The following is a 25,274-nucleotide window of genomic DNA, read 5'->3' as shown; positions in this document are numbered from 1 at the left end:
TTTAAATCGTATTTTTCTAAATATTCTTTCAAAACAAGATTAGAATAAGACTTATCATTAAAAATTTTATTTAAAATTAATATACTTAAATATCTAGGATTTTTTTTAGTCATATATACTAATCTCTCCTTGATACTAATGCTATAAGTCTTAACAAACTCATAATTGACATTAACGCCGCTGCTACATAAGTTAATGCTGCACAAAAAAGAACATTTTTTGCACCGCCAACCTCTTCTCCACTCAACAAGTTCATACTAGCTATAGACTTTATTGCTCTATTTGATGCATTTAACTCAACAGGAAGAGTTACAAGTTGAAATACAACTGTAAAAGAAAACAATACGATTCCAATAAGCAAAAGAGGTTTAACACTCAATATCAATCCCATAAAAAACAACACCCATGAAAAACTAGATCCAAAATTTACAGCCGGAACTATCTTATTTCTTAAAATAAGCGGGGCATAATTAATATTATGCTGTATAGCATGACCCACTTCATGAGCTGCTATTCCAATTGAAGCTATTGAAGTTCCATAAAAAACATCTCTTGATAATCTAAGTTTTTTTGCTCTTGGATCATAATGATCTGTCATTTGACCACTTACTAATTCAATATCAACATCATAAATTCCATTTGCTCTTAGTATACTTGAAGCAGCTTGTTCACCCGTAATTCCTCTTTGACTATCTATCCTTGAATATTTTCTATATGCTTGAGAAATTTTATACTGAGCAATAGCTGATACAATCAATGCAGGTAACAATAAAATTAAAGTTGAATCATAATAAAAAAACATAAAAATCACCCCTTAATTTAATTTTAATTCTTTTATAGTATTACCATTTAAAAAAGATTTAACTGACATAGCTTTCTTATTTTCAAATTGTAAAAAAGTTATCATTATCCCCCCCTGTCCACATTTAACTAATATTCCTTCTTTATCTACATTTAATATCTGTCCATACTCAAAATCCACATATTTTTTTTCGTCAATATCACAATTTTTAGCTTTATAAATTTTCATTTTTTTTTCTTCATATAAACAATATGCAAGTGGCCAAGGATTTAAACCTCTTATTAAATTTACAATTTCTTTAGACGATTTAGAAAAATCTATATGTCCAAATTCTTTTGTAAGCATTGGAGCATATGTGCTATTCTTATCATCTTGTTTTTCTCTTGTCAATTCATTTTTTTCCAACTTCAACAGCGTATCTCTAATTGCATGTGCACTCAAATTTTTTAATTCATCGTGAAGTTCTCCAGCAGTCATACCATCAATTATATCAAACTCATATTTATTGATAATGTCTCCGGTATCTAAACCTTCATCCATAAACATAGTTGTAATTCCAGTCTTTGTATCACCACTAATTATTGAAAAATTTATAGGTGATGCACCTCTATGTCTAGGAAGTAATGATGCATGGGAATTTATACATCCAAATTTCGGAGAATCTATAATTTCTTTAGGTAAAATCTTACCATATGCAACAACAATAATCACATCTGGTTTCAATTCTTTAATTTTACTAATAAATTCAATATTACCTTTTATTTTTTCAGGCTGATAAACATCTATTTGCTTTTCTAATGCTACTTCTTTAACTGGTGAAAATTTCATATTATACCCTCTACCAGTTGGTTTATCTGGTTGTGTAACAACCGCTATCACATCATAATTTTCAATTAAAATTCTAAGAGTAGGTACAGAAAATTCAGGTGTACCCATAAAAATTATTTTTAGTTTATTTTTATTCATCGTAACACCTACTACTTTTCTAAAATTTTGTCTGTAAATAAAATACCATTTAAATGGTCAACTTCATGACAAATAACTCTTGCATATAAATCTCTCGCTTCTTCTTCTATAATTTCACCATCTAAATTCATGTACCTAACTCTTAAAACATTAGGTCTTCTCACAATATCTTCAACCCCTGGAACACTTAAACATCCTTCAGCTCCATCTTGCATTTCTGTATCACTTTCATAAATTATTTCAGGATTTATCATAGCTCTTTTTAAAACTTCTATATCAATAACTATAACTCTTTTCAACACACCTATTTGTGGTGCTGCTAAACCTACCCCATCTGCATCATACATAGTCTCAAACATATCTTCAACTAAAATTTTTATATCTTCATCTATATTATCAACTTTCTTACTTATTTTTCTTAAAATTTCATCGCCATCAACCCTAATTTGTCTTAATGCCATTATAAATTTCCTCCTATTTAAAATATTGAATACGGATTTACATCAAAGCTAACCTTATATTCAAATTTAAAATTTTGTAGATTTTCATAAATCATTTCTTTAATTTTGTTATAAACTTCAAAATCGTATTTTCCTTTAATAATAATTTGCCATCTATAATAATCATTAATTTTAGAAATCATGCAAGAAGATGGGCCAAGAATCTGATACATACTAGAAAATTCATTTTTTAATTTTTGATATAAATATATAATAACTTCATCATAAAATTTTACATCTTTAGATTGAAATAATACATTCAAAATATCCGTAAAAGGCGGATAATTTAAAGTTTTTCTTATTTTAATCTCTTCATCATAAAAAGATTTATAATCATTATTTCTAGAATGTCTTATAACATAACTATCAGGATCATATGTTTGAATACACACTTCCCCCAATTTTTCCCCACGTCCTGCTCTTCCAGATACTTGATTCAAAAGTTGAAATGTTCTTTCGTACGCTTTATAGTCTGGAATATTCATACTTAAATCTGCTGCTAAAACTCCAACAAGCGTAACATTTTCAAAATCAAATCCTTTAGCAATCATCTGAGTACCTATTATTATATCAACTTCTTTATTTTTAATTTTATCATAAATTTCACTATAAGAATTTTTTTTTCGAGTTGTATCAAAATCCATTCTTAATATTCTAGCATTTGGAAAAAATTTTTTTGAAAGAAGTTCAACTTTCTCAGTACCTATACCAAAATATTTAACATAATTGCTTCCACACTTAACACATTGATTTTTATTTTTCTCCCCATAACCACAATAATGACACATTAAATATTTACTAGCACCATGATATGTCAAAGTTATATCACAAAATTTACATTTATATACATAACCACACGACCTACAGGAAACAAAACTCGAAAAACCTCTTTTATTTAAAAAAAGGATTGTTTGCTCCTCTTTAAAAATTCTTTCATTAATTTTAGAATACAACGTCTTACTAAAAATTGATTTATTACCCTGATTCAATTCATCTTTCATATTAATAATTTCAATTTTAGGAAATTTTCTAAAATTAACTCTATTTTTAATTTCAAGAAGCTTATATTCATTAATTTTCGCTTTATAATAAGATTCTATACTAGGTGTAGCTGAACCTAAAATAACTTTCAAATTGTCTTTTAGCTTAGAATATTCAATAGCAACATCCTTAACTATATACTTAGGATCACTCTCTGATTTATAAGTACTTTCATGTTCCTCATCAATAACAATACAAGATAAATTTTTAAATGGTAAGAATAAAGCAGATCGAGTTCCAATAGCAACCTTAACCTTACCTGAAATAACTTTTTCCCATTCAGTATAACGTTCATTAACTGTAAGTTTACTATGATAAACAACTACATCATTATTAAATCTACCTTTTACTCTTTCTATCATTTGTGGAGTTAAAGAAATTTCTGGAACAAGAATTATGCAATCTCCACCATTTTTTATAAAATGTTCAAAAATAGCCAGATATAATTCAGTTTTACCACTGCCAGTAACACCATGAACTAAAAATACTTTGTCTTCTCCTTCTATTATCTCATTATAAACCTTTTTCTGTTCATAGTTAAGACATTTTTTTTCATAATTGTCACAATTAATAAATGAAGCAACAGATAATTCTTTTGATTTTATTTTTAAAATACCATGCTTTATAAGCGTGGATATAGAACTTTTTGAAAATTTATTCATTTTACTAAGTTCACTTTTATCATAAATATTTTGATTTTCATAAACAAATTTTAATATTGAAGTATATGGTTCTTTCTTAAATTTGTTTGGAACTTCAACATCAGTATCTAGAAAAATATAATCTTTAATTTTTAAACTTGCATCATCTAAAAATTTACTTGGAATAAACAAACTTATAGCTTCATAGTACGAACAAAGATATTTTTGTTTTATATACTTTATCAATTCCAAAGATTCATTACTCAAAAAAAATCTGTCATCAACAGATTTTATGCTTTTTATGTTTTTTAAATATTTTCTATCACTTTCTAAAAGCTCATTTTCATCTAAAATTTCAAATACAAAACCAAAAACTATTTTATTATGATTTCCAAAAGAAACTTTGACAACACTACCCAAAAAAATATTTTCCATAAATTCATTTGGTATTAAATATGTAAAAAATCTATCAAGCTTATCACTTAACGACTGAATAATTATTTTTGCATACTTTTTCATCAATTCTCCTTTTGAATTTAACCTATATAAATAAAATACTTAGGCAACAAAAATTACCTAAGTACAAAACTTAATCAAACTTTTTTACTCAACATCAATCATTTTATATTGAACTTTGTCTTCGTATATTTGTCTCACAGATTGAGTAAGATAATTAATGTGTTTTTCTTGCTTCACATCTTTATCCTTATCTATATTTTGTCTAGCAACTCTTGCAGAAAGTATAACAAGCGAAAATTTATTATTTACTTTCTTAAGCAATTCACTTATAGATGGTTCAACAATAGAATCTTTCATAAGATTACCTCCCTTTGAATTTAAAAAATGTATTCTTCAAGAAATTTATCCAAATTCATCCTACTTATTCTGTTCATTTCCGTATTTATTATACTATGTACTTTCTCTACCGCACTATCTAAATCATCATTTATAACTGCATAATCATAACTATTCATATACTTAAGTTCCTCACCCACTGATGAAAATCTTAAATTAAATGAAGATTCAGTTTCACTTCCCCTTTTTAAAATTCTATTTTTAAGCTCATTTATAGAAGGTGGCAATAAAAATATATAAACAGCATTTTTATAAACCTTTTGTACTTGAAGAGTTCCCTGAATATCAATTTCAAGAATAATATTATTTCCCTTATTCAGCTCATCTTCAACACCTTTTTTAAGAGTTCCATAATAATTTCCATAAACCTGAGCATATTCTAAAAATTCATCTCTAGACAACTTTTCCTCAAAACTCTTCTTGTCTAAAAAATGATAATTCACACCGTCAACTTCTCCTTCTCTTGGTGACCTTGTTGTGGCTGAAATAGAAATATTATAATTATATTTTTTCATGAGTTCCTTACAAACAGTTCCTTTTCCTGCACCAGATGGTCCAGAAATAACAATCAGCAACCCCTTATTATATATCTCACTCATAAACTACTACTCATCCTCTTCTATCATCAATTGTTCCTTAATATTTTGTTCTTTCATATCAAGTCTATTTGCTACAGTATCTGGTTGTACAGCTGAGAGTATAACATGATCACTATCAGTAACTATAACCGCTCTTGTTCTTCTTCCATATGTTGCATCTATAAGCATTCCCCTACTTCGAGCTTCTGTTACTATTCTTTTGATAGGAGCTGACTCTGGACTTACTATTGCAATAAGTCTATTGGCAGATACTATATTCCCAAAACCTATATTAATAAATTTAATACTCATCTAAAATCCTCATCCTTCTACCCAGCTTAAAAAAATAAAATCAAATTTAATTCTGTATATATGCTTTTTTAATAGATTTATTATATAAATAAAAATAGTTAAATTCAATAAAAAATATTTTAAAAAAAATGGATTATTTCTTAGTAAAACACAAATAAGAAATAATCCAAATATCTTTAAAACTAACTATTTTTTTCACCAATATTGTTATTTGTTCTGTTTAAAATATTAAAATTTCTGTTGGCAGAATTTATGATTTCTGCAATTCCTACTCCTTCTTTCAAAAGCTTACTAGCCCTTCTAGCAACCTTTCCATAATCCTTTTTTTTCAAAGTTTCCATCTTGTAAATCCCCCTTAAATTGCTACGAGTATAGTTTGTACATTTTTTTTATTAATATTCTATTAATTTTTTTGTTCTATTCGCTTTATAAGCTCTAATCTTGAAGCATGTCGTCCACCCTCAAAATCACAATTTATAAAATTTTTAACAATTTCTGTAGCAACACCAAAACCAATTACTCTTGAGCCAAGAACAAGAACATTTGAATCATTATGCTGTCTTGAAAGTTTCGAAGTAAAAATATCATTACATAGAGCTGCTCTAATTCCTTTAATTTTATTAGCTGAAATACTCATTCCAATTCCTGTTCCACAAATAAGAATCCCTAATGAATTTTTATCTTTTAAAACGTTATCACACACCTTTTCTGCATATTCAGGATAATCTACAGACTCATCAGAATATGGTCCACAATCAAATACATCATGATCACTAAAATTTTTAAGAATAAATGAAACTAAATTAAATTTAAGCTCATATCCTGCATGATCTGAAGCGATATATATATTCATAATAAAATTCCTCCATTTATCAAAAATTTATTTTATGTAATAATAAAAATTTTATAATATTACAACAAAGTTTTATACATTTTTTTTAAAAATAAAAACATGTTAAACAATCCTAGTTAACATGTTTTTATTAAACTAAACATTTAAAATTTTCTTTACCTTACTATACAATTCATTTATCCTATTTATGGTTTCCCCTAATTCACTAATCAATTGTTCTTTATCCGATTCAATCGGCACCGTCGTATTTGTTTTTGTTTTTTTATTATTAGCAACGCTTTTTAAAAAATATTCATTTCTATAAGCTATATATAATTTTTGAATAAATTCTTCTACTGGAACATCATCTTGATATTTTCTAAGTTCTTCTTCATTCATATTATAAAATTCCATAATAGCTTGACCTGCTTTTTTTCCTTTTTCACGATCATTTACATAAGCCACAAGTTCATTTTTGATTTGCTTGCTTAATCTTGCCATTATTAACCTCCTAAATTGTTAAGACACATTTACTACAATCTCAAATTAACTATTTCTTTATCCATTATTCTCCAACTTGTAAATTATAAAGTATTTTAAAAATAAAAATAAATTTGGCTTTTGTAATAAATTTATAACGGTTTTTTAATAATCATACTTTACATATTTATGTATTTTTTCTTTATTACAGAACTTATTTGTAACAAAAAAATATAGCTTTTTTATACTTCAATAAAAAAGCTACAACTTTTATTTAATAATTTTTACTTAAAACTTTCATTAACATTTTTATCTTGTTTTACAACCATTCCTTTAAATGTTTCTATCAATTGAGGTATCGAATCTATTATTTTTTCATACGAATTGTTATGATCTATAGGAAGAAGTCTTATTATATCTTCTCTTACAACCAAAAACGCTACGGGTTTTATAGAAACTCCTGCCCCAGCACCTCCACCAAATGGATTCAATCGATTTGATTCACATTGTCTATCTACAGAATTAAATTCTGATCCTCCAGCTGCAAAACCAAAACCAACTTTAGATATTGGAATTATTGTAGTTCCATCTTGAGTATATACAGCATCACCAATAATTGTATTTACATCAATCATATCTTTTATATTTTCAAGTGTGTTTTTCATTAAATTTTCAATTGGATGTTGATCCATTTAACTTCCTCCCTAAAGTAATAAATAAAAAACTTATATATATAATTTGAGCTATTCTAATTTGTAATATACCTTGGAAATAAAATTTTAAAAAATTAGAATTGTAACGAGGAATAACATTAATTTTTGTTTCTTTTAAATCAACATATGTAGAAATTCTTCCTAAAATAAAATAAATAAAACTTGTTAAATGTCCATATAAAATTGCCGTTATATCTGCTTCATCAAGTCCAAACTCCAAATAATTTTCAATAATAAATCTAGGTTTTCGCTTTAAAAATTTAATTTTATTCAAAATTTCCAGCAATAAATTTAATGATATTTGAAAATCTAATCGTTTCTTGTTTGTTTCGTTTTTTAAAACTTCATTATTATGATTTAATTTCTTTTTATCTTTTTCCATAAATTTAGTTATATCAAATTTATATAAATATACATCAAAATTAATATTACTTTCAGAATAGTTAAATATAAATTTAATTTCCACTTTAATAAACATCAAAATTATTAGAAAAATTACAAAAATAAGAATAATAATCATTTAAATTACCACCATCTATATTTTAAAAATAGTTGTTTCCAAAAAATCCTCTATTATCCAAATTTTTAAATATAGAATAGTTTTTATTTTATTTAATCATAATATATTAATGTACTTTCAATAAAATTAGGCGGTGATTTAACTTGAACCTACTCATAAAAATATTTTCTAAAATCTTAGTATCAACCTTATTAATTTCAAATTTACATATCGTTGCATATTCACAAACTAAAAAAGAAAAACCTTACGACTTAAACGCACGAGCTGCTGTGGTAATTGATTCTAAAACAAATAGAATTCTTTTTGATAAAAACGCCCGTGAAATTATGCCAATGGCTAGTACTACAAAAATTCTCACTTCACTAGTTGCTTTAAAATATGGAAATCTTGATAAAAAATTTAAGATTTCATCACAAGCATCTTCAGTTAAAGGTTCAAAAGTTGGTTATAAAAAAGATGAAGAAATATCTCTAAGGGAATTACTTTATGGATTAATGTTTAAATCTGGAAATGATGCTGCAATTGCAATTGCAGAAGGGATAGCTGGGTCTGTAGAAGAGTTTTGCAAACTTATGAATGAGTATGCAAAAGAAATAGGAATTTTCGATTCTCATTTTGAATCTCCTCATGGGCTTGATAGTCAAAATCATTATTCAACAGCTTACGATTTAGCTATATTGACTTCCAAAACAAAACAAATCGACTTTTTCAACGAACTTTCCAAAACAAAACAATATTCAGATACGGGTTTTTCAAGATCCTATCAAAATATAAATAAAATTTTATACATGGTCCCACAAGCCACAGGTACTAAAACTGGGTATACTGGTCAAGCTGGAAAATGTTTAGTTTCTTCATTTAATATGGGAGAAAATAATGAAATAATTGTTGTAGTTCTAAATTGTACTCCAAGATGGAAATCTAGCGAATGGCTTTACAATCACACCAAAGAAAACTTTGAATTCAAAAAACTTTTTTCAAGTAATGACATTGTAATAAATGAATCTCTTGAAAATGGATTACAAATTGAAGGTTTTGTTGAAGATGATATAGTAGTTCCAATAACAAAAGGCGGGGAAGCAAACACAGTAATAACTTTAAATGAAAATGTTAAAAATTCTGATCCAAAAGAAATTGAAAATCTTGAACATTTAGGTACTTTAAAAGTATTTGAAAATAATGAACAAATTTATATAGTCCCTATATTAAATAAAAATTATAAATCTATGTAGCACTTTTTTTTCTTTTTCCATAGTATGTATTATAAATTAATACTATATTTTAAAAGGGGATAAGTAATATGTGTTGTTCTTCTAATTCAGGATATTTTTTAAATCCAGTAAATTGCGGATGTTGCAATCCATGTAACTACAACTGTTATTACACACCACACTGCGGATGTAACAACAACGGTTTATTTGGATTAGGTGGAGGTTGTGGATCTTCACTAGGCTTAATTGCTCTATTTGCTTTACTTTGTAGATAAATATAAATAATAAAGGAATGTTTTAAATCTAAACATTCCTTTATTAAACTATTTTTTTATAAATTATAGGTATATCATATCCAAATGTCTTTTTACCATTACTTTCCATAATTTCTGAAACTTCTAATTTTTCTTCTGAAAATTTCTCAAATAATTTAAATTTAGTGGTTGGAGAAAACATACTAACGCTTCCTCCTTCCCATACACCATTTTTAAATTTATAAATTGCTGGTTCAAACTTTTCAGAAACTTTAAGATTATGATAATCTAATTTTTCTATATTATCATAAATAAAATTAGATTTATTATAAGGTTCAGGAATTTCATAAGAAATCAACTTAACATCTTCATTTTCTTGAACAAAAAGAAATAAATGATGTAAATTACGAGTTTTTCCATTAATCGTATAATAACTCTCTTCAACAATGAAAATTCCTTCAAAATCTGCAGGAAGATTGACAATTTTATCATTACAAATATTGTTAACATGTTCAGCATATGGATAATCAAATATATTTTTATTATTCAATTCTTTCAATTGTTCAGAATTATCAAAATTTCCACAAATAAGCTTAACAAAATCTTTTAAAATACTCATCATAATTAACCCTCCTATAGTTTTTTAAAATTACAAATATATTAATCAACAATTCATTTTAAATAATCAAATAATTTTTACAAAAAAATAGAAAATTGATTAAGAAACCAATTTTCTATATAAAATTCCATATTAATTATCTTTTCAAATTAACAACATCTTGAAGAATTTCATCACTTGTAGAAATAATTTTTGATGAAGCCTGAAACGCCCTACTAGTTACAATAAGATCTGTAAACTGCTCAGCTATATCAACGTTTGACATCTCTAACATTCCTTGTACTATTTCCCCATTTGTTCTAACCTGATCTGGATCAGCACCAAATCCTGAAGAAACTAAAGGAGCTCCTGAGTTTGAAGAATTTAAATACATATTATTTCCCACAGCTTCTAATCCTTCTGGGTTCTTAAAACTAGCTGTTGCTAACTGACCTAAAACAGCAACCTCTCCACCTTCAACTACTGCAGTTATAAGTCCATCTTTACCAATAGAATAAGACATAACTTTTCTTGTAGATCCATCATCCATCTCTACAGAATCTGGTATTCTAAGTGTTTTTAAATCCTCAGCAGCCTCTAAATCAGGATCTTCTGAATCAATAAAATTTATTTTTCCATCTGCGTCCATACCTTGAGTTCCGTTACTCTCCATCGAATATCCCAAAACTCTTTCTCCACTAGACGTAACCAAATAACCTTCAGAGTCTAATGATAAAGAACCATCTCTTGTATAAAAAATTTCTCTTCCACCAGCATCTTCAATAGTTCCATCTGCACTTAACTTTATATCATCATCTTGATGAGCAACAGGACCTTTTGCTACCATAAAAAATCCTTCTCCATCCATCGCAACGTCTAGTGCTCTTCCAGTTGGTTGCATCATACCTTGACCCATAATTCTATCAATACTTCCGATACTAACACCAAGTCCAACTTGTTTAGCATTACTTCCTCCTAGATTATTAGAAGCACCTACAGCATTTGAAGAATTTTGATATAGCATGTCCTTAAAAACAACTCTTGAACTTTTAAACCCTGTTGTACCAACGTTAGCTAAATTGTTTCCAATTACATCTAATTTTGTTTGCTGAGATTTCATACCACTAATACCTGCATACATACCTCTAATCATAAAAATTACACCTCATTTATATAAAATTTTACTCAAAAAATAACAAAACCCACTCTAACAAATTAGAATAGATAAAATTAAACTTCATATGCAAATACTGAATACTGTTCATAATTTTTGTTATTATATGCTTGTACAGTTTTTCTCTCTAGATTTAAATTTTTTATTTCATTATATATATCACTTATTTTGTTTTTCATTAGAGTTTCTAAAAGCAAATCCATTTTTAAAATTTCTAATTCCTTAGAACATTTCATAAATAAATCTCTATCGCAACCTTCAAGCTCATTTAATATTATTTGTCTTTGATCTAAAAGATCCAAAACTAAATCTGTATCTCCGAAATTCACTGCATCAATAAGGCTCATTGTTAAATTCTTAAACGACTTCAATTGATTATAAATAAATTCTTCCATAAAATTCACCTCTAATCTCAAACTTAAACAATCATAAAACTAACAATTAATAAGAAAAAATAGAAGATTGTGATTGTAATTTTGATAACGCAGTTTCCATTCTCGTAAATTGTTTATAATATCTTTCTTCCCTTCTAGTAATAAAATCATTAAGTCTATCAATTTTCTTTTCATGTTCCTGCATGGCTCTTGAAATGACATTATCATTTAAGGTTGAATCTCCAGATATTCCAGCTATTTCAATAAAAATACCTTTTTTACCATCATTATTTCTAGTTGTTCTGGTAAAATCATTCAATACATCATTAATTCTTCTAAATATTCCTTGGTCAGCATTCTTAGCTTGTCTCTGTTCTGCAGTTAAATTAGGATCATAATTTTCATAACCACTATCAGATGTTTTAGTAAAAATATCTGATATCATTTGTGGGTCATTAGCTAGTGCTTTTCTAAATTTTTCTTCATCAAACTTTATTTTTCCGCCTTCTCTATAATCATTTGATGTATCAAAACCTATGTCTTTTAAGTTTACAGCAACTCCTTCAACGGGTGTAAATACAGCACTTCTTAATTGATACATAAAATTTTCAATTTCAGATTCATTTCCAAGTATACCTTCTTTTGCTTTTTTCTCCCAAAGCTCAATTTCTTTTTCAGTCATTTCATCTTTTTGGGCTTCTGTTAAAGGTTTATACTTTGAGTTTTTACGTTCCTTAGTTTTAGTATTAAGGTCGTCCATTATTTTGTTAAAATCTTCAACAAATCCTTTTACAAGTTCAACAGTTTTATCAGTATCACTTACTACTGAAACTTTTATAGGTTCTGTTGGCATACTTTTTATGTCAAAATTTATTCCTGATAAAGTAAAATTGTTTGATGAAAACTCAAATGTATTTTTATTTCCCTCACTATCTGAAAACTCAACAACTGCACTTTCTCCTTGAGCTTTTAGAGTGTTTGTCCCAAATAATGAATTTAAAAAATTTCCACTAACATCTGAACCTTCAAGACTAACTTCTTTACCTGTGCTCTTAGATTCAATAGAAAAACTTCTTGAAATTGAATTATAGGAAATATTCACTCCTGCTTTACTAGAAATATCAGAAAAAACTTGTTTTACTGTTAAATTTTTTCCAGCTTTATATTCATCTGTATCTTCTGTAGCACCAAAATCATATTTAAATGTTTGTCCATTAATTTTAAACTCAACTTTTTTATCAGTTGCACCATCAAAGTTTAATAAATTACTCATTTTTTCTTTGTTAATATCTAAAGTAATATCCAAACTATTTCCGATTCCAATTGAATTTGCAGCATTCCCACTAATTATAATTTGCTCTTTACTATCAGTTTTAAAAACAAGTTTTCCATCAATAACTTCTGATTTAACAACAGTTGATTTTTCATTTATTTTTTCTGAAACTCTTTTTAAAACTTCCTCATTAGTTCCATTTGTATCAACACCAGATAAATCTACAATAACAGGCTCTTGTCCTCTAACACTTATAACTAACTCAGAATTTTTACCACTTATAAAACCTTTTGTATATTCTAACTTATTTGATTTTGAGGCAGAATTATTTTCTATAGAAACAGTTGGTACATCAAATTTAAACTCTTTATCTGAAGTTGCTCCTTCAATTACTACTTGTCCATCTTTGACTTCAATCTTAACATCAGAATTATTAAATTTTTCCCCATCACTTCCTACTGAATTTTTAAGTTTAGATTCAATTTCTTTCGCAAGTTCACTTGCAATACAACTTTTTTGTGATAACTCTAATTCATAATCAACACCATTGGTAGTAATTTTCATCTTAGAATTTTCATCTGTTATAGAAATTTTGCTTAAAACTTCAAGCTCTCCACTATCATTAATTTCTACCTTATATTTATCTTTTAATTTCTCACTATTTTGTATCTTTGAATTAATCTCCTTTGCAAGATCTGTAGGACTTGAAAATGCTTTATTTTCAATTTTTATTTTTTCCCCATCTATAGTTATTTCATCATTTGTTTCATCTATTATAATAGGAATTTTTAATTCTCCCTTAACAGTTGACTGATTAATAACATTTGTTCCTGTAACTTTAGCCGGCTTTGCAATTTGAGATACATTAAGTTCAAAATTTCCTGGTTTCGCATCATTACTAGCCAAAACACCAACTATAGTACTGTCTGTTGTAGTTGTTGCCTTAATTCCTGATAATGATGAAGAACCCATTATATATGTTTCTTTATTTAAAGGGTCAAAATACTTCTTTGTAAAATTTCTAACATTGGTAATCATTTCTCTGTATAATTCTTGTCGCCACTCTAGGATTTGCTTATCTTGATTTATTCTGTCTACTTTACTTTTTTCAGTTTGAAGCATACTTTCAACAATAGCTTTAGTATCAAGTCCAGAGGCCATACCAGTCATCTGAATAGATGCCATAAAATTCCCCTCCTTACCTTACTTTGATTGCTGTAATTTATCATAAACCTCATGCCACATATCACTAACTTCTTGGACAACAGGAAAAACTTCATCAAGTATAGCTTCACTTTTTTCAATATTACATCTTGAAAGTCTATCTATTATAAAAGCATATATACTTTTCAAATTTTCAGCCCAAACTCCACCTTTACTAGTATCAAGGGTTATCATAAGTTCATAAAAAATATCTTGAGCTTTAACTAAATTTGTATGAATCTCTTTTAAATTGTTAGTCTTAAAGGCTAGTTTTGCTATTTTACAAAACTTAACAGCCCCATCAACTAACATAATTAAAAGTTTTTCCTTAGATGCTGTGTTAATACTATTATTTTTATAAGTATCTCTTGCATTCAACATAAATACTACCTACCTATTTTCAAATAATAATTCCTTTTAAACTACTTGTTTAAATGTTCGATTTTAGAAATAACATCCATCATATTTCCTGAAACAGATTTCTTATTCTGAGCACTTACATCCTGAATTAATTCTTTTCTTAATATTTTTAATTCTTTAGGAGCATCAATAGCAATTTTAACTGAATTTTCTTCAATTTTAACAATTTTAATTTCTATGTTATCTCCTATAACTAAACTTTCCTCACGCTTACGTGAAATAACTAACACTTATAAATCACCCTCTTTTGACAACTAATGACTGTCTAACTAAATAATCTTCTCTACTCAAAATAATTTGTTCTGAATCCCCTGTGTTTATGTTAACAATTATAGGTGCTCTCAAATTAATAGTAATTTTTTCTACATCGTTATTTAATGTAACCACACTTAAAATCAAAACATCATTTGCATCTTTTATATTCAATCTACTCATTACAGAGTCATCAATTTCTACTTCATAGTTAGGAAAATACATATATGGATCAACCAACAAAAGAGAGATTTCTTTTTCTTCTGAAGAACTTAAATTAAAGAATCCCGCTTGTTCTAAAGCAACTAAATCGAAATTCTTAAGTCCATCAAACCCAGGCAAACCTTTTTTAAATACTATGCTTCCAGTTTTTAAAACAATTTGTTCTCCCATTTAACAAAATTCCTCCTACAATAAAACAATTTAAAAATACTTTTTTAAAATATTTTTAATATTATTATGGTCTTGTTTAAAAAATATATACAAATAACTTTATCTTAAATAATCAATTAAAGATGGTTGCATAATTTTTGAACTTGCTTGAAGTGAAGCCGTATACATTGTAGATGCCGTAACATATTCAATTGTTTTTTCTGCAAAATCTATATCCTCTATACTTGACAAAATTTCCTTTATGTTAAATTTTTCTTCCTCATTTCTTTCTAATGCATCTTCCATTCTATTTTGTTTTGTTTTGTTTTAATTATTTGTTTTTGTTGTTGTTTTNNATTTTGTTTTGCTCCTATTTCACCTCTAATTGACAATACATTTTGGAGTGCACTATCTATTTGACTTAAATTATCCGTTATCAACTCTTTATAAGAATCTTGATCAACAGAATCTAAATTTTCCAAAATATTATCGAAAACATCCATTAAATTAAAATCTGTTCCTTCTTTATCTTGAAATTCCAAAATTTCACCTGCATTAACTCCATACTCAACTTTAACACCTGTAGATATTTCCATTTCCAAAGATTGTTTTATTTGATTTAACTCTACATCAGTTATTGCTTGGCCATCTTTTCCGTTATAAGAAAGAGTTATATTTCCTGTGATAGCATCAGTTGAACTTTGTATAGGCTTTTCATTCGTCCTTTCACCACCAAAAATATACTTTCCATCAAATGTTGTATTCATAACATCACCCATTTTGTTTACAACTTGAGATATTTCTTGTTTTAAAGCTGCTCTTTCTTCTGAACCATAAGTAGCATTACCAGCATTTACTAAAAGCTCCCTTATTTTTTGAAGTCCATCATTTATTTGTTCTAAAGCCTTATCAGTTACATCTAAATGATTTGTTGCATCAACTATATTTTTGTTATACTGTACATTTTTCGCTATATCTTTTTTTAATCTCATTATTTTTGCAGCCTTAGCAGGGTCATCAGAAATTCTATTTATCTCTTTTCCTGTATTTAATTGTTCATCTATCTTATTCATTCTTGAAAGATTTTTATGAAGATGATGATTAAAACTTTTATGCGTCATTCCATTTGTAACCCTCATTTTTTATCCCTCCTAACTTAACTCATAAGACCATTTATAATAACATCTAATAATTTATCAACCGTAGAAATAACTTTAGCACTAGCATTATAAGCATGCTGAAAAGTTATAAGATTACTCATTTCTTCATCAAGAGAAACACCTGAAACACTCATTCTCGATATTTCAAGATTGTAAACCAAATCTTCAAAATTATCTGCTTCTCTAGAAGCTTCTTGAGATTTAATTCCTAAAGTCGTAACAATATTTTTATATTGTGATTCTATCTTTGTACCCTTACTTGAATCTCCAATAGAAAGTCCATTATTTGAAAATTCACTTCCATCCTTTGTTTGATCAAAAAAATCTTCTCTACTGTTAATAGTTTTGCCGATATCTGAAATATTAAACAAAGTTTCTCTTAAAGAAGCAATCGCCAACGCTCTTTCTCCATTGCCTTGTCCATCAAGATTATTTTTTGTACCATCTTGAAACATATGATCATTTTCTCTAACTTTTAATTTTAGAGGTTCTTCTAATAGTTCTTTATTAATACTTATATTTCCAGCATTTATTTCAACTTCACCATTAGCAACGTCAGATGAATTTATTAAATTACCATCATTATCATACTTAGCAACAGATGAATTTACAAAAAAAGGCAAAGTATCATGTCCAAATGCTCCACCGGAAGTTGCAGAACTTTGTCCACTATGAATAGCATTAACAGAAAAAACCAATGCTTTCGCTAATTGATTAATTTGATTTGTAAATGAATCAATTTCCAAATGAGATTTTTGAAGACCACCAAGTTCACCAGAACTTAAACTCAAAGAAGAAAAATTAGAATTGTCAATTTCTTTTGATGTGATTGCTTTTCCAGTTGAATCAACCGCAAAACCCTCTTGATTTGATAAAATAACTCTATTTTTTTCAAGTGACTTAAAATTTTCACTTGTCATACCTTTAATAACTAACTCAACTTTATTATTTTCATCAGTCGAATCATTGTTTTTATAATAAGTTATAGTTACATCTTTAGGAAAATCTCCACCTCCAGTCTCTATAGACTCCACAAAAGTCAACCTAAGATCATTTTCAGTATTTTTATTACTAACCAAATTTCCTAAATTTATATCTTTAGAGGTAACATTTATGCCATTGTTTTTTTTCGTGTCTATGCTTATACCCAATTTACCACTAAGTTCATCAAGTAACATATCTCTTCTATCTAAAAAATCATTTGGTTGATTTCCCATTAAAGACGTCTCTTGAATTTTTTGATTTAATTCATTAATTTCATTCAAAATAGAATTAACTTCAACTACAGAATTTTTAATTGTGTCATTTATATCATTTTTTGATTCTTGAAGCTCATTATAAATTCTATTAAATTCATCTGTCATATTAGCTGCTTCCTGAAGAACAATAGTTCTCGCATTAATGTCAGAAGGATTTTTTGAAAGTTCTTGCCAACTATCAAAAAATTTATCAAACATTTTGCTAAGCCCAACATCTCCACTTTCATTAACAAGCTTCTCTATCTCAGCCAAAACATTTTGACGAACATTAACATCAGCTAAAGCAGAATTTTCATTTCTAATTTGATAATCCAAAAATGTATTTCTAACTCTCTCAACCATTTCAACTTGAGCACCTGTTCCAATTTGACCTGCACTTCCTATAGTTGTTAAAGGTGAAGATGCTTGAACTCTAATACGTTGTCTTGTGTAATCCGATCTAGAGGCATTACTGATATTATGAGAAGTTACATTAAGCCCAGCCTGCATAACATTTATTCCACGCTTAGAAATATTTAATGTGTTAAACAACCCAGCCATATAAAACCAACCTTCTTTCAAAAAGTTTTAAAAATTAATAACTCATTTTCCTAGTATAGACATTACACTGATTAGTATTATTATTTATTGAAGATAATAATTTATTTATAAAAGTTAACGATTTTTTAATAAGGAATTGATTATCATTTTTAATCAAACTCAAACGTTCAACTTGAGAAACCAAAAAAATATAACTACCATAAAGCTCTTCATCATCTTTATTTTCCATAACAAACTCTTTTATTGTTTGCTTCCCAAGTAAATTCCTAAGTTTTATTTCAATCTCCGCAATATTCTTACAAACACTATTAATCTTAATTCCAATACTATCCAATTCAAATAATTTATTATTTTTAACACAATCTTTTTGTTTTTCTAAATCATCTTGCAAAACATTAAATAATTTAATTTGATCAATCAACATATTATTAACTTCTTTTTTCAATAAAATTACCTCCAAATAAATAAATTTCCATATAAAAAAAGTTAAAAACTAAATATTTACAAATTTAAGTTTTTAACTCGTTCTGCATTGCTTATTATAGCTGTTATTCTAACACCAAAATTTTCATTTACTACAACTACTTCACCAGTAGCTATTTGTTTTCCATTAACTAAAATATCAACTGGCTCTTCCGCTAATTTTTCCAATTCAACCAAAGAACCTGTTCCAAGATTTAAAATATCTCCAACATTTTTTTTAGTTCTTCCAAGAACAACCGATATTTCTAACGGAACATCTAAAATTAAATCTATATTATTCGAACCTTTAGGATTTGAACCTTGCGTTAATGGCATTAAAACTGCTTCGCTAACATTATAATTTTTTCTCATGCTAGAAGCAGAATTATAATTATCATTAACAGCCTTTAAATTTTGATTATCTAAACTTTCATCATCATATCTTTGATCTTTAGAACCTTCTCTAAATCCATTTTGGTCATTCAACATCGTATTTATAATATTTTTTCCTGTATCAATACTCAAAATTTGTACAATCTTACTATTAATAAGATCTCCAACACTCATATGAAACTTAATTTTAACAACTTCTTCACTATTATAATCTGAAAATAACCTTTCACTACTATCAGATTTATAACTTATAATTGTTTCTGGAGTAGAAATGTCTATAGTTTTTTGAAACATTGTTGACATAGAAGTAGCTGACGACGCTATCATTTGATTCATCGCTTCAGATACAGCACTCACTTCAATTTCATTTAAATTTTCCCTATCTTCAACATTTTTGCCATCACCACCCATCATAACATCAGCAATAATAATGGCATCTTTTATACTCATAACTAAGACATTATCTCCATCAATTCCACTTAAAAATTTAACTTTAAGAGCTATATGTGGTTGAACAAATTCTTTCACAACATCTGAAATACTAACAATTTCAACGCTAGGTGTAGTTATAGTAACTGGTTTTTGTAATAATTTAGAAAAACTTGTTGATGCATTTCCCATACATATATTTCCTATTTCTCCTAGCAAGTCTTTTTCTTCATCAGAGAAATAGTTTAGTTTATTTGTGATTTTATCAGGCGAAGATTTTAAACTATCATCAACTTTTTCATCATCCTTCATTATTTATAACCTCCTCACTATAATAAACATCTAAAATCTTTATCCCCTTATTATCTCCTACCAACCCTAAAACTCCATTAAAAATCAACTTTTGTTCTATATATATTTCAATTGGACTATTACATTTTTTATTTAAAATTATAATATCATTGTTTTGAAGAGATAAAAAATCCTGAATATTAATTATTTTTTTATCTAATACAGCTTCTAACTCTATCTTAACACTATTCAATTCTTTCCTTATTAATTTTTTTACACTTTCTGCTTCCTCCGGAGTACTTGTTTTAACCATATAATCCTTATTTAATTTATCTCCTATTTTTTCAATAGATATATATGGTAAACAAATATTCATAAAATAAGCATTACCTTCAATCTCAATTTTAAACGTTACAAATAATATAGGTTCATTTGGTCCAAGCGATTGAATGGTAGATGGATTAGTCTCTAAATTAATAAACTTCGGTTCTACTTTTATTACATCTTCCCAAGAACCCTTTATAGTATTTAATATTTCATTAGAAACTTGTGTTAAAATCTTCTTATCAATATCACTAAACTCCCTAGGTATACCCAAATTTTTTCTATCATTAGAGCCAAGTAACGAATTTAATAACAATATAGATAATGATGACTCTAAACTTATATAAATATTTCCAACTAATGGTTTCATTTCAAAAGATATTATGGTGGTTGGATTGGGCATAGAAAATATAAACTCATGAAAAGTTATTTGCTCTGTTGATATTATTTCAACTTTAACCTGAGTTCCAAAAACAGAAACAAAATAACTCGAAATATACTTTGTAAAATTATCATGTATAATAGCGAGAGATTTCATATGCTCTTTTGTAAATTTTTGCGGTCGTTTAAAATCATATTTCTTAACATTTTTCTGAATCTGATATGATTTATTCGGTTCAGCGGTACCCTCAGATTCAATAACTTTTAATAACTTATCTATTTCTTCTTGACTTAAAACATTACCACCCAAACCTCATCACCTCATTAATTAATTGACACAAATTTATTAATATCTATAAGTGTAATTAGTTTATAATTTAACTCCAACACACCTTTAACAAACGGTAGTTTATTATCTATAGACTTCTTTATCAAGTTATGATCTATATCTAAAACTTCATCAACTTTATCCACTATAATACCAACTTCTTCATAATCGACATCTAATATTATTATACTGCTACTCTCACAATCAATTTCATCTACACTATGACTAGAAAGATTTAAAAGTATTGAAATATCAAGTAATGAAATTATAATCCCCCTAAGATTTATTAATCCTTTAATATATTTAGGTGCATTAGGAACCTTCGTAACACTCATCATATCATTTATACTTAAAACTTTTGAAGCTTCAACTCCAAAAAACTCTTCTCTAATTTTAAATACTACTAACTGCATATTTCAAAAATCAACCTAACACCTTTTTAACAGATTCAATAACTCTTTCTGCTTGAAAAGGCTTAACTATAAAATCTTTAGCACCTGATTTTATTGCATCCATAACCATTCCTTGTTGCCCCATAGCACTACACATAATAATATTTGCTTTAGGATCAAATGTCATAATCTCTTTTAACGCTTCAATTCCATCCATTTCTGGCATTGTTATATCCATTGTAACTATATCAGGTCTATCTTTTTTATATAATTCAACAGCCTTAAGCCCATTACTAGCTTCTCCTATAACCTGATATCCATTCTTTTCTAATATATCCTTAAGCATCATTCTCATAAAAGCAGCATCATCCACTATTAAAATTCTACTCACGTGTAATTCCTCCCAAAATCTACTTTATTATTTAATTAAATATTTTGTCTATATTTCCCTTTCTAGGAACAAAATAAAAATATACATTCATAAATTCAGAATTAAATTCATACTTAAAATCTGTTTGAATATTAATTACTTCACTATAAAACTGTTCTTCTTCCATCAAAGTATAAGATAATATTGCCGTAAGCTCATCATACAACAAACTACTATTTTCAATTTCTATTTTAATATTTAAATAATCTGCTATATTTCTAATGTAAGTTGATCCTACTATATTACATACCTCTTCTATAAAAGAAACCTTAATATCATCTAATTTATCTTGAGATAATAATTTACCTTGACCAATATTACTAACTATTTTTTTTGCTGTATCAATATCAAATAATATCAATATACTTCCTTCTATTTGTCCTTTAAGTATTAATATTTTCCCTATAACTTCAGTCTCATTAATACTACTTATAAAATCACCTATAGATTCGATATTAATATTCGGAACAGACATACTAATTCTAGCATTAAGTAATTCAGATAATGATGTTGCCGAATTTCCTAAAGCTATATTAGATACTTCTTTTATAATATCTAATTGGTCTGAAGAATACTCAAGCATAGAATCAATCCTTCCATATTTTTTCATTTAAGATATTATAGTCGCAACATCAACTATAAGAGTGACAAGACCGTCTCCAAGTATAGTTGCTCCTATATATTCTTTTAACCCTTGTAAACTTCTTCCTAAATTTTTTATAACAATCTCCTGTTGCCCTAATAAATCATCAACCAACAATGCTGCTATCTTTTCGCCAACTTTAGCAACTATTATATAATTATTACATTCATCATTCTTCTCATCATACGAATCTAAGTTAAATTTTTCTGACATTCTTATAAGTGGAATAATTTCCTCTCTATAAGATATAACTTCTTTATTGTTACTTCGCTTTATTAAATCCTCTTTCCAATTAATAACACTATCAATAAAACCAAGAGAAATTGCCATAGTTTCTCCCTTAATTTTTACAAGAAGTGCCTTTATTATTTGAAGAGTAAGTGGTAATTTTATTACAAAAGTTGAACCTTTTCCCAATTCACTATATAAATCTATTGTTCCGCCAAGTGATGATATTTTAGTTTTAACAACATCCATACCAACACCTCTGCCTGAAACATCTGTAACTTTATCATTTGTGCTAAATCCTTCTAAAAAAATAAGATTCTTTATATCATTATTTGACATTCCATCAACGTTTATACCAATTTTTTCTGCCTTTGCTTTAACTTTATCTACATTTATACCTCTTCCATCATCTCTTATCTTTATAACCGCTTTGGTACCCTCTTGATAGGCATAAAGTCTTATCCTTCCTGTTGGATTTTTTCCACTTTCAACTCTTTCTTCTTTTGTTTCTATACCATGATCAACCGCATTTCTAAGTAAATGTATAAGCGGTTCTCCAATTTCATCAATAACTGTTCTATCTAATTCAGTACTAGCACCTTCAATCAAGAATTGTATATCTTTATTTAACTCCAGTGATAAATCTCTTATCATTCTAGGAAACCTACTAAAAACAACCTCCAAAGGTAACATTCTAATTTTCATAACCAGATCTTGTAATTCAGATGTAGACCTAGCTATCTGCTCTAAAGTTTCATTAAGTTCTGGCAAACTATATGTATTGCTTATCTGCTCAAGTCTAGTTCTATGAATTACAAGTTCTGACACCATATTCATAAACATATCTAATCTTTCTAAATCTACTCTTACTGACTGTGCACCTTTTTTTTGCGTAACAGATTGCTTTTTAGGTGAAACAATCTTTTCCTTAGTTACTTGTTTATTATCTGCATTTATTTGAACTTTATTTATATTTTCATTATTAACCTTACTGTTATTTTTTGGTTTACTTTGTTCTTCTGAATTTTCTACACCATTATCCTCTTTTAACTGATTTTTTATATTTTCCTTTGCTTCTTCTAAATTTATAAAAACTTCTTCTCCATATGCTTTTTTCACATTTTCTGAATTTATTTCTTTAATGGCAACTTTGTTAATTTCCGATATTGTCTTAATAATATCTTTGAGTTTCTCTTCAGATAATGGTGTGATATATACAACATCAACTTCTAAATCAAAATTTTCTGTTTCAATATCCTGAATAGAAGGAAGTGTATGTATTATTTCACCAAATTTTTCTATCTCTCTGAAGAATATAAACACTCTAGCCGTTTTTAATAACACAGTCTCTGCTAATACTATTTTTATTTCATAAACAGAATACGGATTTTTTTCTTTATTTATGATATTCATATGATGTTCTTCTAATTTGAGTTTTTCTTCTATTGTAGGTTGTAAAGGAGTTTTATCATCAAAATTATTAATTTTACATTCGATGACAGATGATAATGAACTCATAATTTCTTCTATATCCATATCATCAGAATTTCCATCACTTATATTATTAACCATAGATTCTAGAGTATCTAAACATCTAAAAAGTATAGTCACCACATCTCTATTAACTTTTAATGTTCCATCTCTAAATTTTGATAAAACATCTTCCATCTTATGTGTCAATTCCGACATTTTCATATAACCCATAGTTGCAGACATACCTTTTATCGTGTGACTAACTCTAAAAATAGCATTTACAACATCTAAATCTTCTGGGTTTTGCTCAAGTTCTAAAAGACAATCATTTAATTTGCTTAAATTTTCTAAGGATTCTTCTAAAAACATTGATAAATATTGTGAAACATCCAATTATCTCACCACCTTTTGATAAAAAAATGTACCCCATTTATTAAATCCAATCTGTTGGTAATCATATATATTTTCAGTAGCTCCAATAAAAACAATACCATTATCATTTAAAGATTTATAAAATTTGTTATATATTTTCATTTTTTCTTCTTTTTTAAAATATATAACAACATTTCTACATAAAATTAAATCCATACAAACCGGAAACTCATCTAATATTAAATCATGTCTTCTAAATACAACTTTATCTTTTATAAAATTTTTAATTTTATATTTATTTCCATATTTTTCAAAATACTTTATCAGATAATAATTCGGAACTTCTCCAATTTCATCTTCACTATAGATTCCATTATTTGCATAATCTAATACATTTTTATCAATATCTGTTGCTAAAATCTTATAATTATGTACATTTATGTTTTCAAGAATCATTGCAACAGAATAAGGTTCTGCTCCATTAGAACACGCACTACTCCATATCATATATTTTTCTTTCTTAGGTAACGCCTTTCTAAATACATCTTTAATCTGTAAAAATATATCCATATTCCTAAAAAACTCAGTGACATTTATAGTTATCAAATCCAAAAATTGCTCTTTAATAATATTATTTTTTTTACACAAATCAATAAAGTCTTTAATTGATTTTGCAGAAGTTTTTGATATGAAAAATTCAATTCGTCTATGCATTTGTACTTCTTTATATGCTTCTAACTTAATCTTAAATTCTTTATAAACATAATCATAAAGCTCATTAATATCAAACATATATAA

General features: G+C 27.2%; 32 protein-coding genes. 2 read left to right on the top strand and 30 right to left on the bottom strand.

Annotation, left to right across the window (positions count from 1 at the left end; translation table 11 throughout):
- Positions 1 to 118: 118 nt before the first annotated feature.
- The 12 genes from A6P36_RS00820 to A6P36_RS00770 form a co-directional block, all read right to left on the bottom strand.
- Positions 119 to 802, bottom strand: coding sequence for a zinc metallopeptidase (locus tag A6P36_RS00820; protein ID WP_066760308.1), 684 nt, complete (start codon positions 800 to 802; stop codon positions 119 to 121).
- A 12-nt stretch (positions 803 to 814) separates the two neighbouring features.
- Positions 815 to 1,768, bottom strand: coding sequence for a methionyl-tRNA formyltransferase (fmt, locus tag A6P36_RS00815; RefSeq protein ID WP_066760307.1), 954 nt, complete (start codon positions 1,766 to 1,768; stop codon positions 815 to 817).
- Positions 1,769 to 1,779: 11 nt separating this feature from the next.
- Positions 1,780 to 2,229 (bottom strand): peptide deformylase, encoded by a 450-nt coding sequence (gene def / locus A6P36_RS00810; RefSeq protein WP_066760306.1) that lies wholly within the window; start codon positions 2,227 to 2,229, stop codon positions 1,780 to 1,782.
- Positions 2,230 to 2,246: 17 nt separating this feature from the next.
- Positions 2,247 to 4,469, bottom strand: coding sequence for a replication restart helicase PriA (priA, locus tag A6P36_RS00805; protein ID WP_066760305.1), 2,223 nt, complete (start codon positions 4,467 to 4,469; stop codon positions 2,247 to 2,249).
- Positions 4,470 to 4,553: 84 nt separating this feature from the next.
- Positions 4,554 to 4,766, bottom strand: a complete 213-nt coding sequence (gene rpoZ / locus A6P36_RS00800; RefSeq protein WP_066760304.1) for a DNA-directed RNA polymerase subunit omega — start codon at positions 4,764 to 4,766, stop codon at positions 4,554 to 4,556.
- A gap of 20 nt (positions 4,767 to 4,786) precedes the next feature.
- Entirely contained in the window at positions 4,787 to 5,404 is a 618-nt protein-coding gene (gmk, locus tag A6P36_RS00795) for a guanylate kinase (RefSeq protein ID WP_066760303.1), read from the bottom strand.
- Between the two features lie 6 nt (positions 5,405 to 5,410).
- Complete coding sequence (remA, locus tag A6P36_RS00790; protein WP_066760302.1) at positions 5,411 to 5,695, bottom strand: extracellular matrix/biofilm regulator RemA; 285 nt, start codon at positions 5,693 to 5,695, stop codon at positions 5,411 to 5,413.
- Positions 5,696 to 5,877: 182 nt separating this feature from the next.
- Entirely contained in the window at positions 5,878 to 6,036 is a 159-nt protein-coding gene (locus A6P36_RS08165) for a hypothetical protein (RefSeq protein ID WP_191336400.1), read from the bottom strand.
- Between the two features lie 62 nt (positions 6,037 to 6,098).
- The gene (gene rpiB, locus A6P36_RS00785) at positions 6,099 to 6,548 is read right to left on the bottom strand and encodes a ribose 5-phosphate isomerase B (RefSeq protein WP_066760301.1); all 450 of its coding nucleotides are present in this window, start codon (positions 6,546 to 6,548) and stop codon (positions 6,099 to 6,101) included.
- 135 nt (positions 6,549 to 6,683) lie between these two features.
- Entirely contained in the window at positions 6,684 to 7,028 is a 345-nt protein-coding gene (locus A6P36_RS00780) for a hypothetical protein (RefSeq protein ID WP_066760300.1), read from the bottom strand.
- Between the two features lie 263 nt (positions 7,029 to 7,291).
- The gene (ytfJ, locus tag A6P36_RS00775; RefSeq protein ID WP_066760299.1) at positions 7,292 to 7,699 is read right to left on the bottom strand and encodes a GerW family sporulation protein; all 408 of its coding nucleotides are present in this window, start codon (positions 7,697 to 7,699) and stop codon (positions 7,292 to 7,294) included.
- Complete coding sequence (locus A6P36_RS00770) at positions 7,680 to 8,240, bottom strand: DUF2953 domain-containing protein (protein WP_242861590.1); 561 nt, start codon at positions 8,238 to 8,240, stop codon at positions 7,680 to 7,682. The genes ytfJ and A6P36_RS00770 overlap by 20 nt, the downstream gene beginning before the upstream one ends.
- Before the next feature lie 155 nt (positions 8,241 to 8,395).
- Between A6P36_RS00770 and A6P36_RS00765 the strand changes: the two genes are divergently transcribed.
- Both A6P36_RS00765 and A6P36_RS07890 read left to right on the top strand, forming a co-directional pair.
- The gene (locus tag A6P36_RS00765) at positions 8,396 to 9,472 is read left to right on the top strand and encodes a D-alanyl-D-alanine carboxypeptidase family protein (protein ID WP_066760313.1); all 1,077 of its coding nucleotides are present in this window, start codon (positions 8,396 to 8,398) and stop codon (positions 9,470 to 9,472) included.
- Positions 9,473 to 9,540: 68 nt separating this feature from the next.
- Complete coding sequence (locus A6P36_RS07890; protein ID WP_082917510.1) at positions 9,541 to 9,726, top strand: hypothetical protein; 186 nt, start codon at positions 9,541 to 9,543, stop codon at positions 9,724 to 9,726.
- 43 nt (positions 9,727 to 9,769) lie between these two features.
- On the opposite strand, the gene A6P36_RS00760 is transcribed toward A6P36_RS07890, so the two are convergent.
- The 18 genes from A6P36_RS00760 to A6P36_RS00680 form a co-directional block, all read right to left on the bottom strand.
- Positions 9,770 to 10,324 carry a hypothetical protein gene (locus tag A6P36_RS00760; RefSeq protein ID WP_066760312.1) on the bottom strand — a complete coding sequence of 185 codons (555 nt, stop codon included), beginning with the start codon at positions 10,322 to 10,324 and terminating at the stop codon, positions 9,770 to 9,772.
- A 136-nt stretch (positions 10,325 to 10,460) separates the two neighbouring features.
- A complete protein-coding gene (locus tag A6P36_RS00755; RefSeq protein ID WP_066760298.1) occupies positions 10,461 to 11,456 on the bottom strand; it encodes a flagellar hook-basal body complex protein in 996 nt (331 codons plus the stop codon).
- Positions 11,457 to 11,533: 77 nt separating this feature from the next.
- A complete protein-coding gene (locus A6P36_RS00750; RefSeq protein ID WP_066760297.1) occupies positions 11,534 to 11,872 on the bottom strand; it encodes a hypothetical protein in 339 nt (112 codons plus the stop codon).
- A 46-nt stretch (positions 11,873 to 11,918) separates the two neighbouring features.
- Positions 11,919 to 14,309: a flagellar filament capping protein FliD gene (gene fliD, locus A6P36_RS00745; protein ID WP_066760296.1), complete on the bottom strand. Its 2,391-nt coding sequence runs from the start codon at positions 14,307 to 14,309 to the stop codon at positions 11,919 to 11,921.
- A gap of 18 nt (positions 14,310 to 14,327) precedes the next feature.
- Positions 14,328 to 14,708 carry a flagellar export chaperone FliS gene (fliS, locus tag A6P36_RS00740; protein ID WP_066760295.1) on the bottom strand — a complete coding sequence of 127 codons (381 nt, stop codon included), beginning with the start codon at positions 14,706 to 14,708 and terminating at the stop codon, positions 14,328 to 14,330.
- Positions 14,709 to 14,749: 41 nt separating this feature from the next.
- Positions 14,750 to 14,977: a carbon storage regulator CsrA gene (csrA, locus tag A6P36_RS00735; protein ID WP_066760294.1), complete on the bottom strand. Its 228-nt coding sequence runs from the start codon at positions 14,975 to 14,977 to the stop codon at positions 14,750 to 14,752.
- A 7-nt stretch (positions 14,978 to 14,984) separates the two neighbouring features.
- Positions 14,985 to 15,392 (bottom strand): flagellar assembly protein FliW, encoded by a 408-nt coding sequence (locus tag A6P36_RS00730; protein WP_066760293.1) that lies wholly within the window; start codon positions 15,390 to 15,392, stop codon positions 14,985 to 14,987.
- Between the two features lie 99 nt (positions 15,393 to 15,491).
- Entirely contained in the window at positions 15,492 to 15,677 is a 186-nt protein-coding gene (locus A6P36_RS08285) for a flagellin (protein WP_242861588.1), read from the bottom strand.
- Positions 15,678 to 15,727: 50 nt separating this feature from the next.
- A partial coding sequence (flgL, locus tag A6P36_RS00725) for a flagellar hook-associated protein FlgL (RefSeq protein ID WP_242861587.1) occupies positions 15,728 to 16,510 on the bottom strand: 783 nt, incomplete at its 3' end.
- A gap of 17 nt (positions 16,511 to 16,527) precedes the next feature.
- A complete protein-coding gene (gene flgK, locus A6P36_RS00720) occupies positions 16,528 to 18,330 on the bottom strand; it encodes a flagellar hook-associated protein FlgK (RefSeq protein WP_066760292.1) in 1,803 nt (600 codons plus the stop codon).
- A gap of 34 nt (positions 18,331 to 18,364) precedes the next feature.
- Positions 18,365 to 18,775, bottom strand: a complete 411-nt coding sequence (locus A6P36_RS00715; RefSeq protein ID WP_066760291.1) for a flagellar protein FlgN — start codon at positions 18,773 to 18,775, stop codon at positions 18,365 to 18,367.
- Positions 18,776 to 18,831: 56 nt separating this feature from the next.
- Positions 18,832 to 19,926: a flagellar motor switch phosphatase FliY gene (gene fliY / locus A6P36_RS00710; protein ID WP_066760290.1), complete on the bottom strand. Its 1,095-nt coding sequence runs from the start codon at positions 19,924 to 19,926 to the stop codon at positions 18,832 to 18,834.
- Positions 19,916 to 20,920 carry a flagellar motor switch protein FliM gene (gene fliM, locus A6P36_RS00705; RefSeq protein WP_066760289.1) on the bottom strand — a complete coding sequence of 335 codons (1,005 nt, stop codon included), beginning with the start codon at positions 20,918 to 20,920 and terminating at the stop codon, positions 19,916 to 19,918. The genes fliY and fliM overlap by 11 nt, the downstream gene beginning before the upstream one ends.
- A 14-nt stretch (positions 20,921 to 20,934) precedes the next feature.
- Entirely contained in the window at positions 20,935 to 21,351 is a 417-nt protein-coding gene (locus A6P36_RS00700; RefSeq protein WP_066760288.1) for a chemotaxis protein CheW, read from the bottom strand.
- A 10-nt stretch (positions 21,352 to 21,361) separates the two neighbouring features.
- Positions 21,362 to 21,721, bottom strand: coding sequence for a response regulator (locus tag A6P36_RS00695; protein ID WP_066760287.1), 360 nt, complete (start codon positions 21,719 to 21,721; stop codon positions 21,362 to 21,364).
- A gap of 31 nt (positions 21,722 to 21,752) precedes the next feature.
- On the bottom strand, positions 21,753 to 22,343 hold the full coding sequence (locus A6P36_RS00690) for a chemotaxis protein CheC (protein ID WP_066760286.1): 591 nt from the start codon (positions 22,341 to 22,343) through the stop codon (positions 21,753 to 21,755).
- Between the two features lie 27 nt (positions 22,344 to 22,370).
- Complete coding sequence (locus tag A6P36_RS00685; RefSeq protein WP_066760285.1) at positions 22,371 to 24,497, bottom strand: chemotaxis protein CheA; 2,127 nt, start codon at positions 24,495 to 24,497, stop codon at positions 22,371 to 22,373.
- Positions 24,498 to 25,268: a CheR family methyltransferase gene (locus A6P36_RS00680; protein WP_066760284.1), complete on the bottom strand. Its 771-nt coding sequence runs from the start codon at positions 25,266 to 25,268 to the stop codon at positions 24,498 to 24,500.
- Positions 25,269 to 25,274 lie beyond the last annotated feature (6 nt).

The organism is Candidatus Arthromitus sp. SFB-turkey (assembly GCF_001655775.1).
GTDB classification, from domain to species: domain Bacteria; phylum Bacillota; class Clostridia; order Clostridiales; family Clostridiaceae; genus Dwaynesavagella; species Dwaynesavagella gallinarum.
Note: the sequence above shows the minus strand (reverse complement) of the source record. Positions and strands in the feature narration are given on the sequence as shown.

Excerpts from the sequence above, each read along its gene's own strand:
- A6P36_RS00820 (WP_066760308.1), bottom strand. The coding sequence starts at position 802 with ATGTTTTTTTATTATGATTCAACTTTAATTTTATTGTTACCTGCATTG.
- fmt (WP_066760307.1), bottom strand. The coding sequence starts at position 1,768 with ATGAATAAAAATAAACTAAAAATAATTTTTATGGGTACACCTGAATTT.
- def (WP_066760306.1), bottom strand. The coding sequence starts at position 2,229 with ATGGCATTAAGACAAATTAGGGTTGATGGCGATGAAATTTTAAGAAAA.
- priA (WP_066760305.1), bottom strand. The coding sequence starts at position 4,469 with ATGAAAAAGTATGCAAAAATAATTATTCAGTCGTTAAGTGATAAGCTT.
- rpoZ (WP_066760304.1), bottom strand. The coding sequence starts at position 4,766 with ATGAAAGATTCTATTGTTGAACCATCTATAAGTGAATTGCTTAAGAAA.
- gmk (WP_066760303.1), bottom strand. The coding sequence starts at position 5,404 with ATGAGTGAGATATATAATAAGGGGTTGCTGATTGTTATTTCTGGACCA.
- remA (WP_066760302.1), bottom strand. The coding sequence starts at position 5,695 with ATGAGTATTAAATTTATTAATATAGGTTTTGGGAATATAGTATCTGCC.
- A6P36_RS08165 (WP_191336400.1), bottom strand. The coding sequence starts at position 6,036 with ATGGAAACTTTGAAAAAAAAGGATTATGGAAAGGTTGCTAGAAGGGCT.
- rpiB (WP_066760301.1), bottom strand. The coding sequence starts at position 6,548 with ATGAATATATATATCGCTTCAGATCATGCAGGATATGAGCTTAAATTT.
- A6P36_RS00780 (WP_066760300.1), bottom strand. The coding sequence starts at position 7,028 with ATGGCAAGATTAAGCAAGCAAATCAAAAATGAACTTGTGGCTTATGTA.
- ytfJ (WP_066760299.1), bottom strand. The coding sequence starts at position 7,699 with ATGGATCAACATCCAATTGAAAATTTAATGAAAAACACACTTGAAAAT.
- A6P36_RS00770 (WP_242861590.1), bottom strand. The coding sequence starts at position 8,240 with ATGATTATTATTCTTATTTTTGTAATTTTTCTAATAATTTTGATGTTT.
- A6P36_RS07890 (WP_082917510.1), top strand. The coding sequence starts at position 9,541 with ATGTGTTGTTCTTCTAATTCAGGATATTTTTTAAATCCAGTAAATTGC.
- A6P36_RS00760 (WP_066760312.1), bottom strand. The coding sequence starts at position 10,324 with ATGAGTATTTTAAAAGATTTTGTTAAGCTTATTTGTGGAAATTTTGAT.
- A6P36_RS00755 (WP_066760298.1), bottom strand. The coding sequence starts at position 11,456 with ATGATTAGAGGTATGTATGCAGGTATTAGTGGTATGAAATCTCAGCAA.
- A6P36_RS00750 (WP_066760297.1), bottom strand. The coding sequence starts at position 11,872 with ATGGAAGAATTTATTTATAATCAATTGAAGTCGTTTAAGAATTTAACA.
- fliD (WP_066760296.1), bottom strand. The coding sequence starts at position 14,309 with ATGGCATCTATTCAGATGACTGGTATGGCCTCTGGACTTGATACTAAA.
- fliS (WP_066760295.1), bottom strand. The coding sequence starts at position 14,708 with ATGTTGAATGCAAGAGATACTTATAAAAATAATAGTATTAACACAGCA.
- A6P36_RS00730 (WP_066760293.1), bottom strand. The coding sequence starts at position 15,392 with ATGGGAGAACAAATTGTTTTAAAAACTGGAAGCATAGTATTTAAAAAA.
- A6P36_RS08285 (WP_242861588.1), bottom strand. The coding sequence starts at position 15,677 with ATGGAAGATGCATTAGAAAGAAATGAGGAAGAAAAATTTAACATAAAG.
- flgK (WP_066760292.1), bottom strand. The coding sequence starts at position 18,330 with ATGGCTGGGTTGTTTAACACATTAAATATTTCTAAGCGTGGAATAAAT.
- fliY (WP_066760290.1), bottom strand. The coding sequence starts at position 19,926 with ATGAAGGATGATGAAAAAGTTGATGATAGTTTAAAATCTTCGCCTGAT.
- A6P36_RS00700 (WP_066760288.1), bottom strand. The coding sequence starts at position 21,351 with ATGCAGTTAGTAGTATTTAAAATTAGAGAAGAGTTTTTTGGAGTTGAA.
- A6P36_RS00690 (WP_066760286.1), bottom strand. The coding sequence starts at position 22,343 with ATGCTTGAGTATTCTTCAGACCAATTAGATATTATAAAAGAAGTATCT.
- A6P36_RS00680 (WP_066760284.1), bottom strand. The coding sequence starts at position 25,268 with ATGTTTGATATTAATGAGCTTTATGATTATGTTTATAAAGAATTTAAG.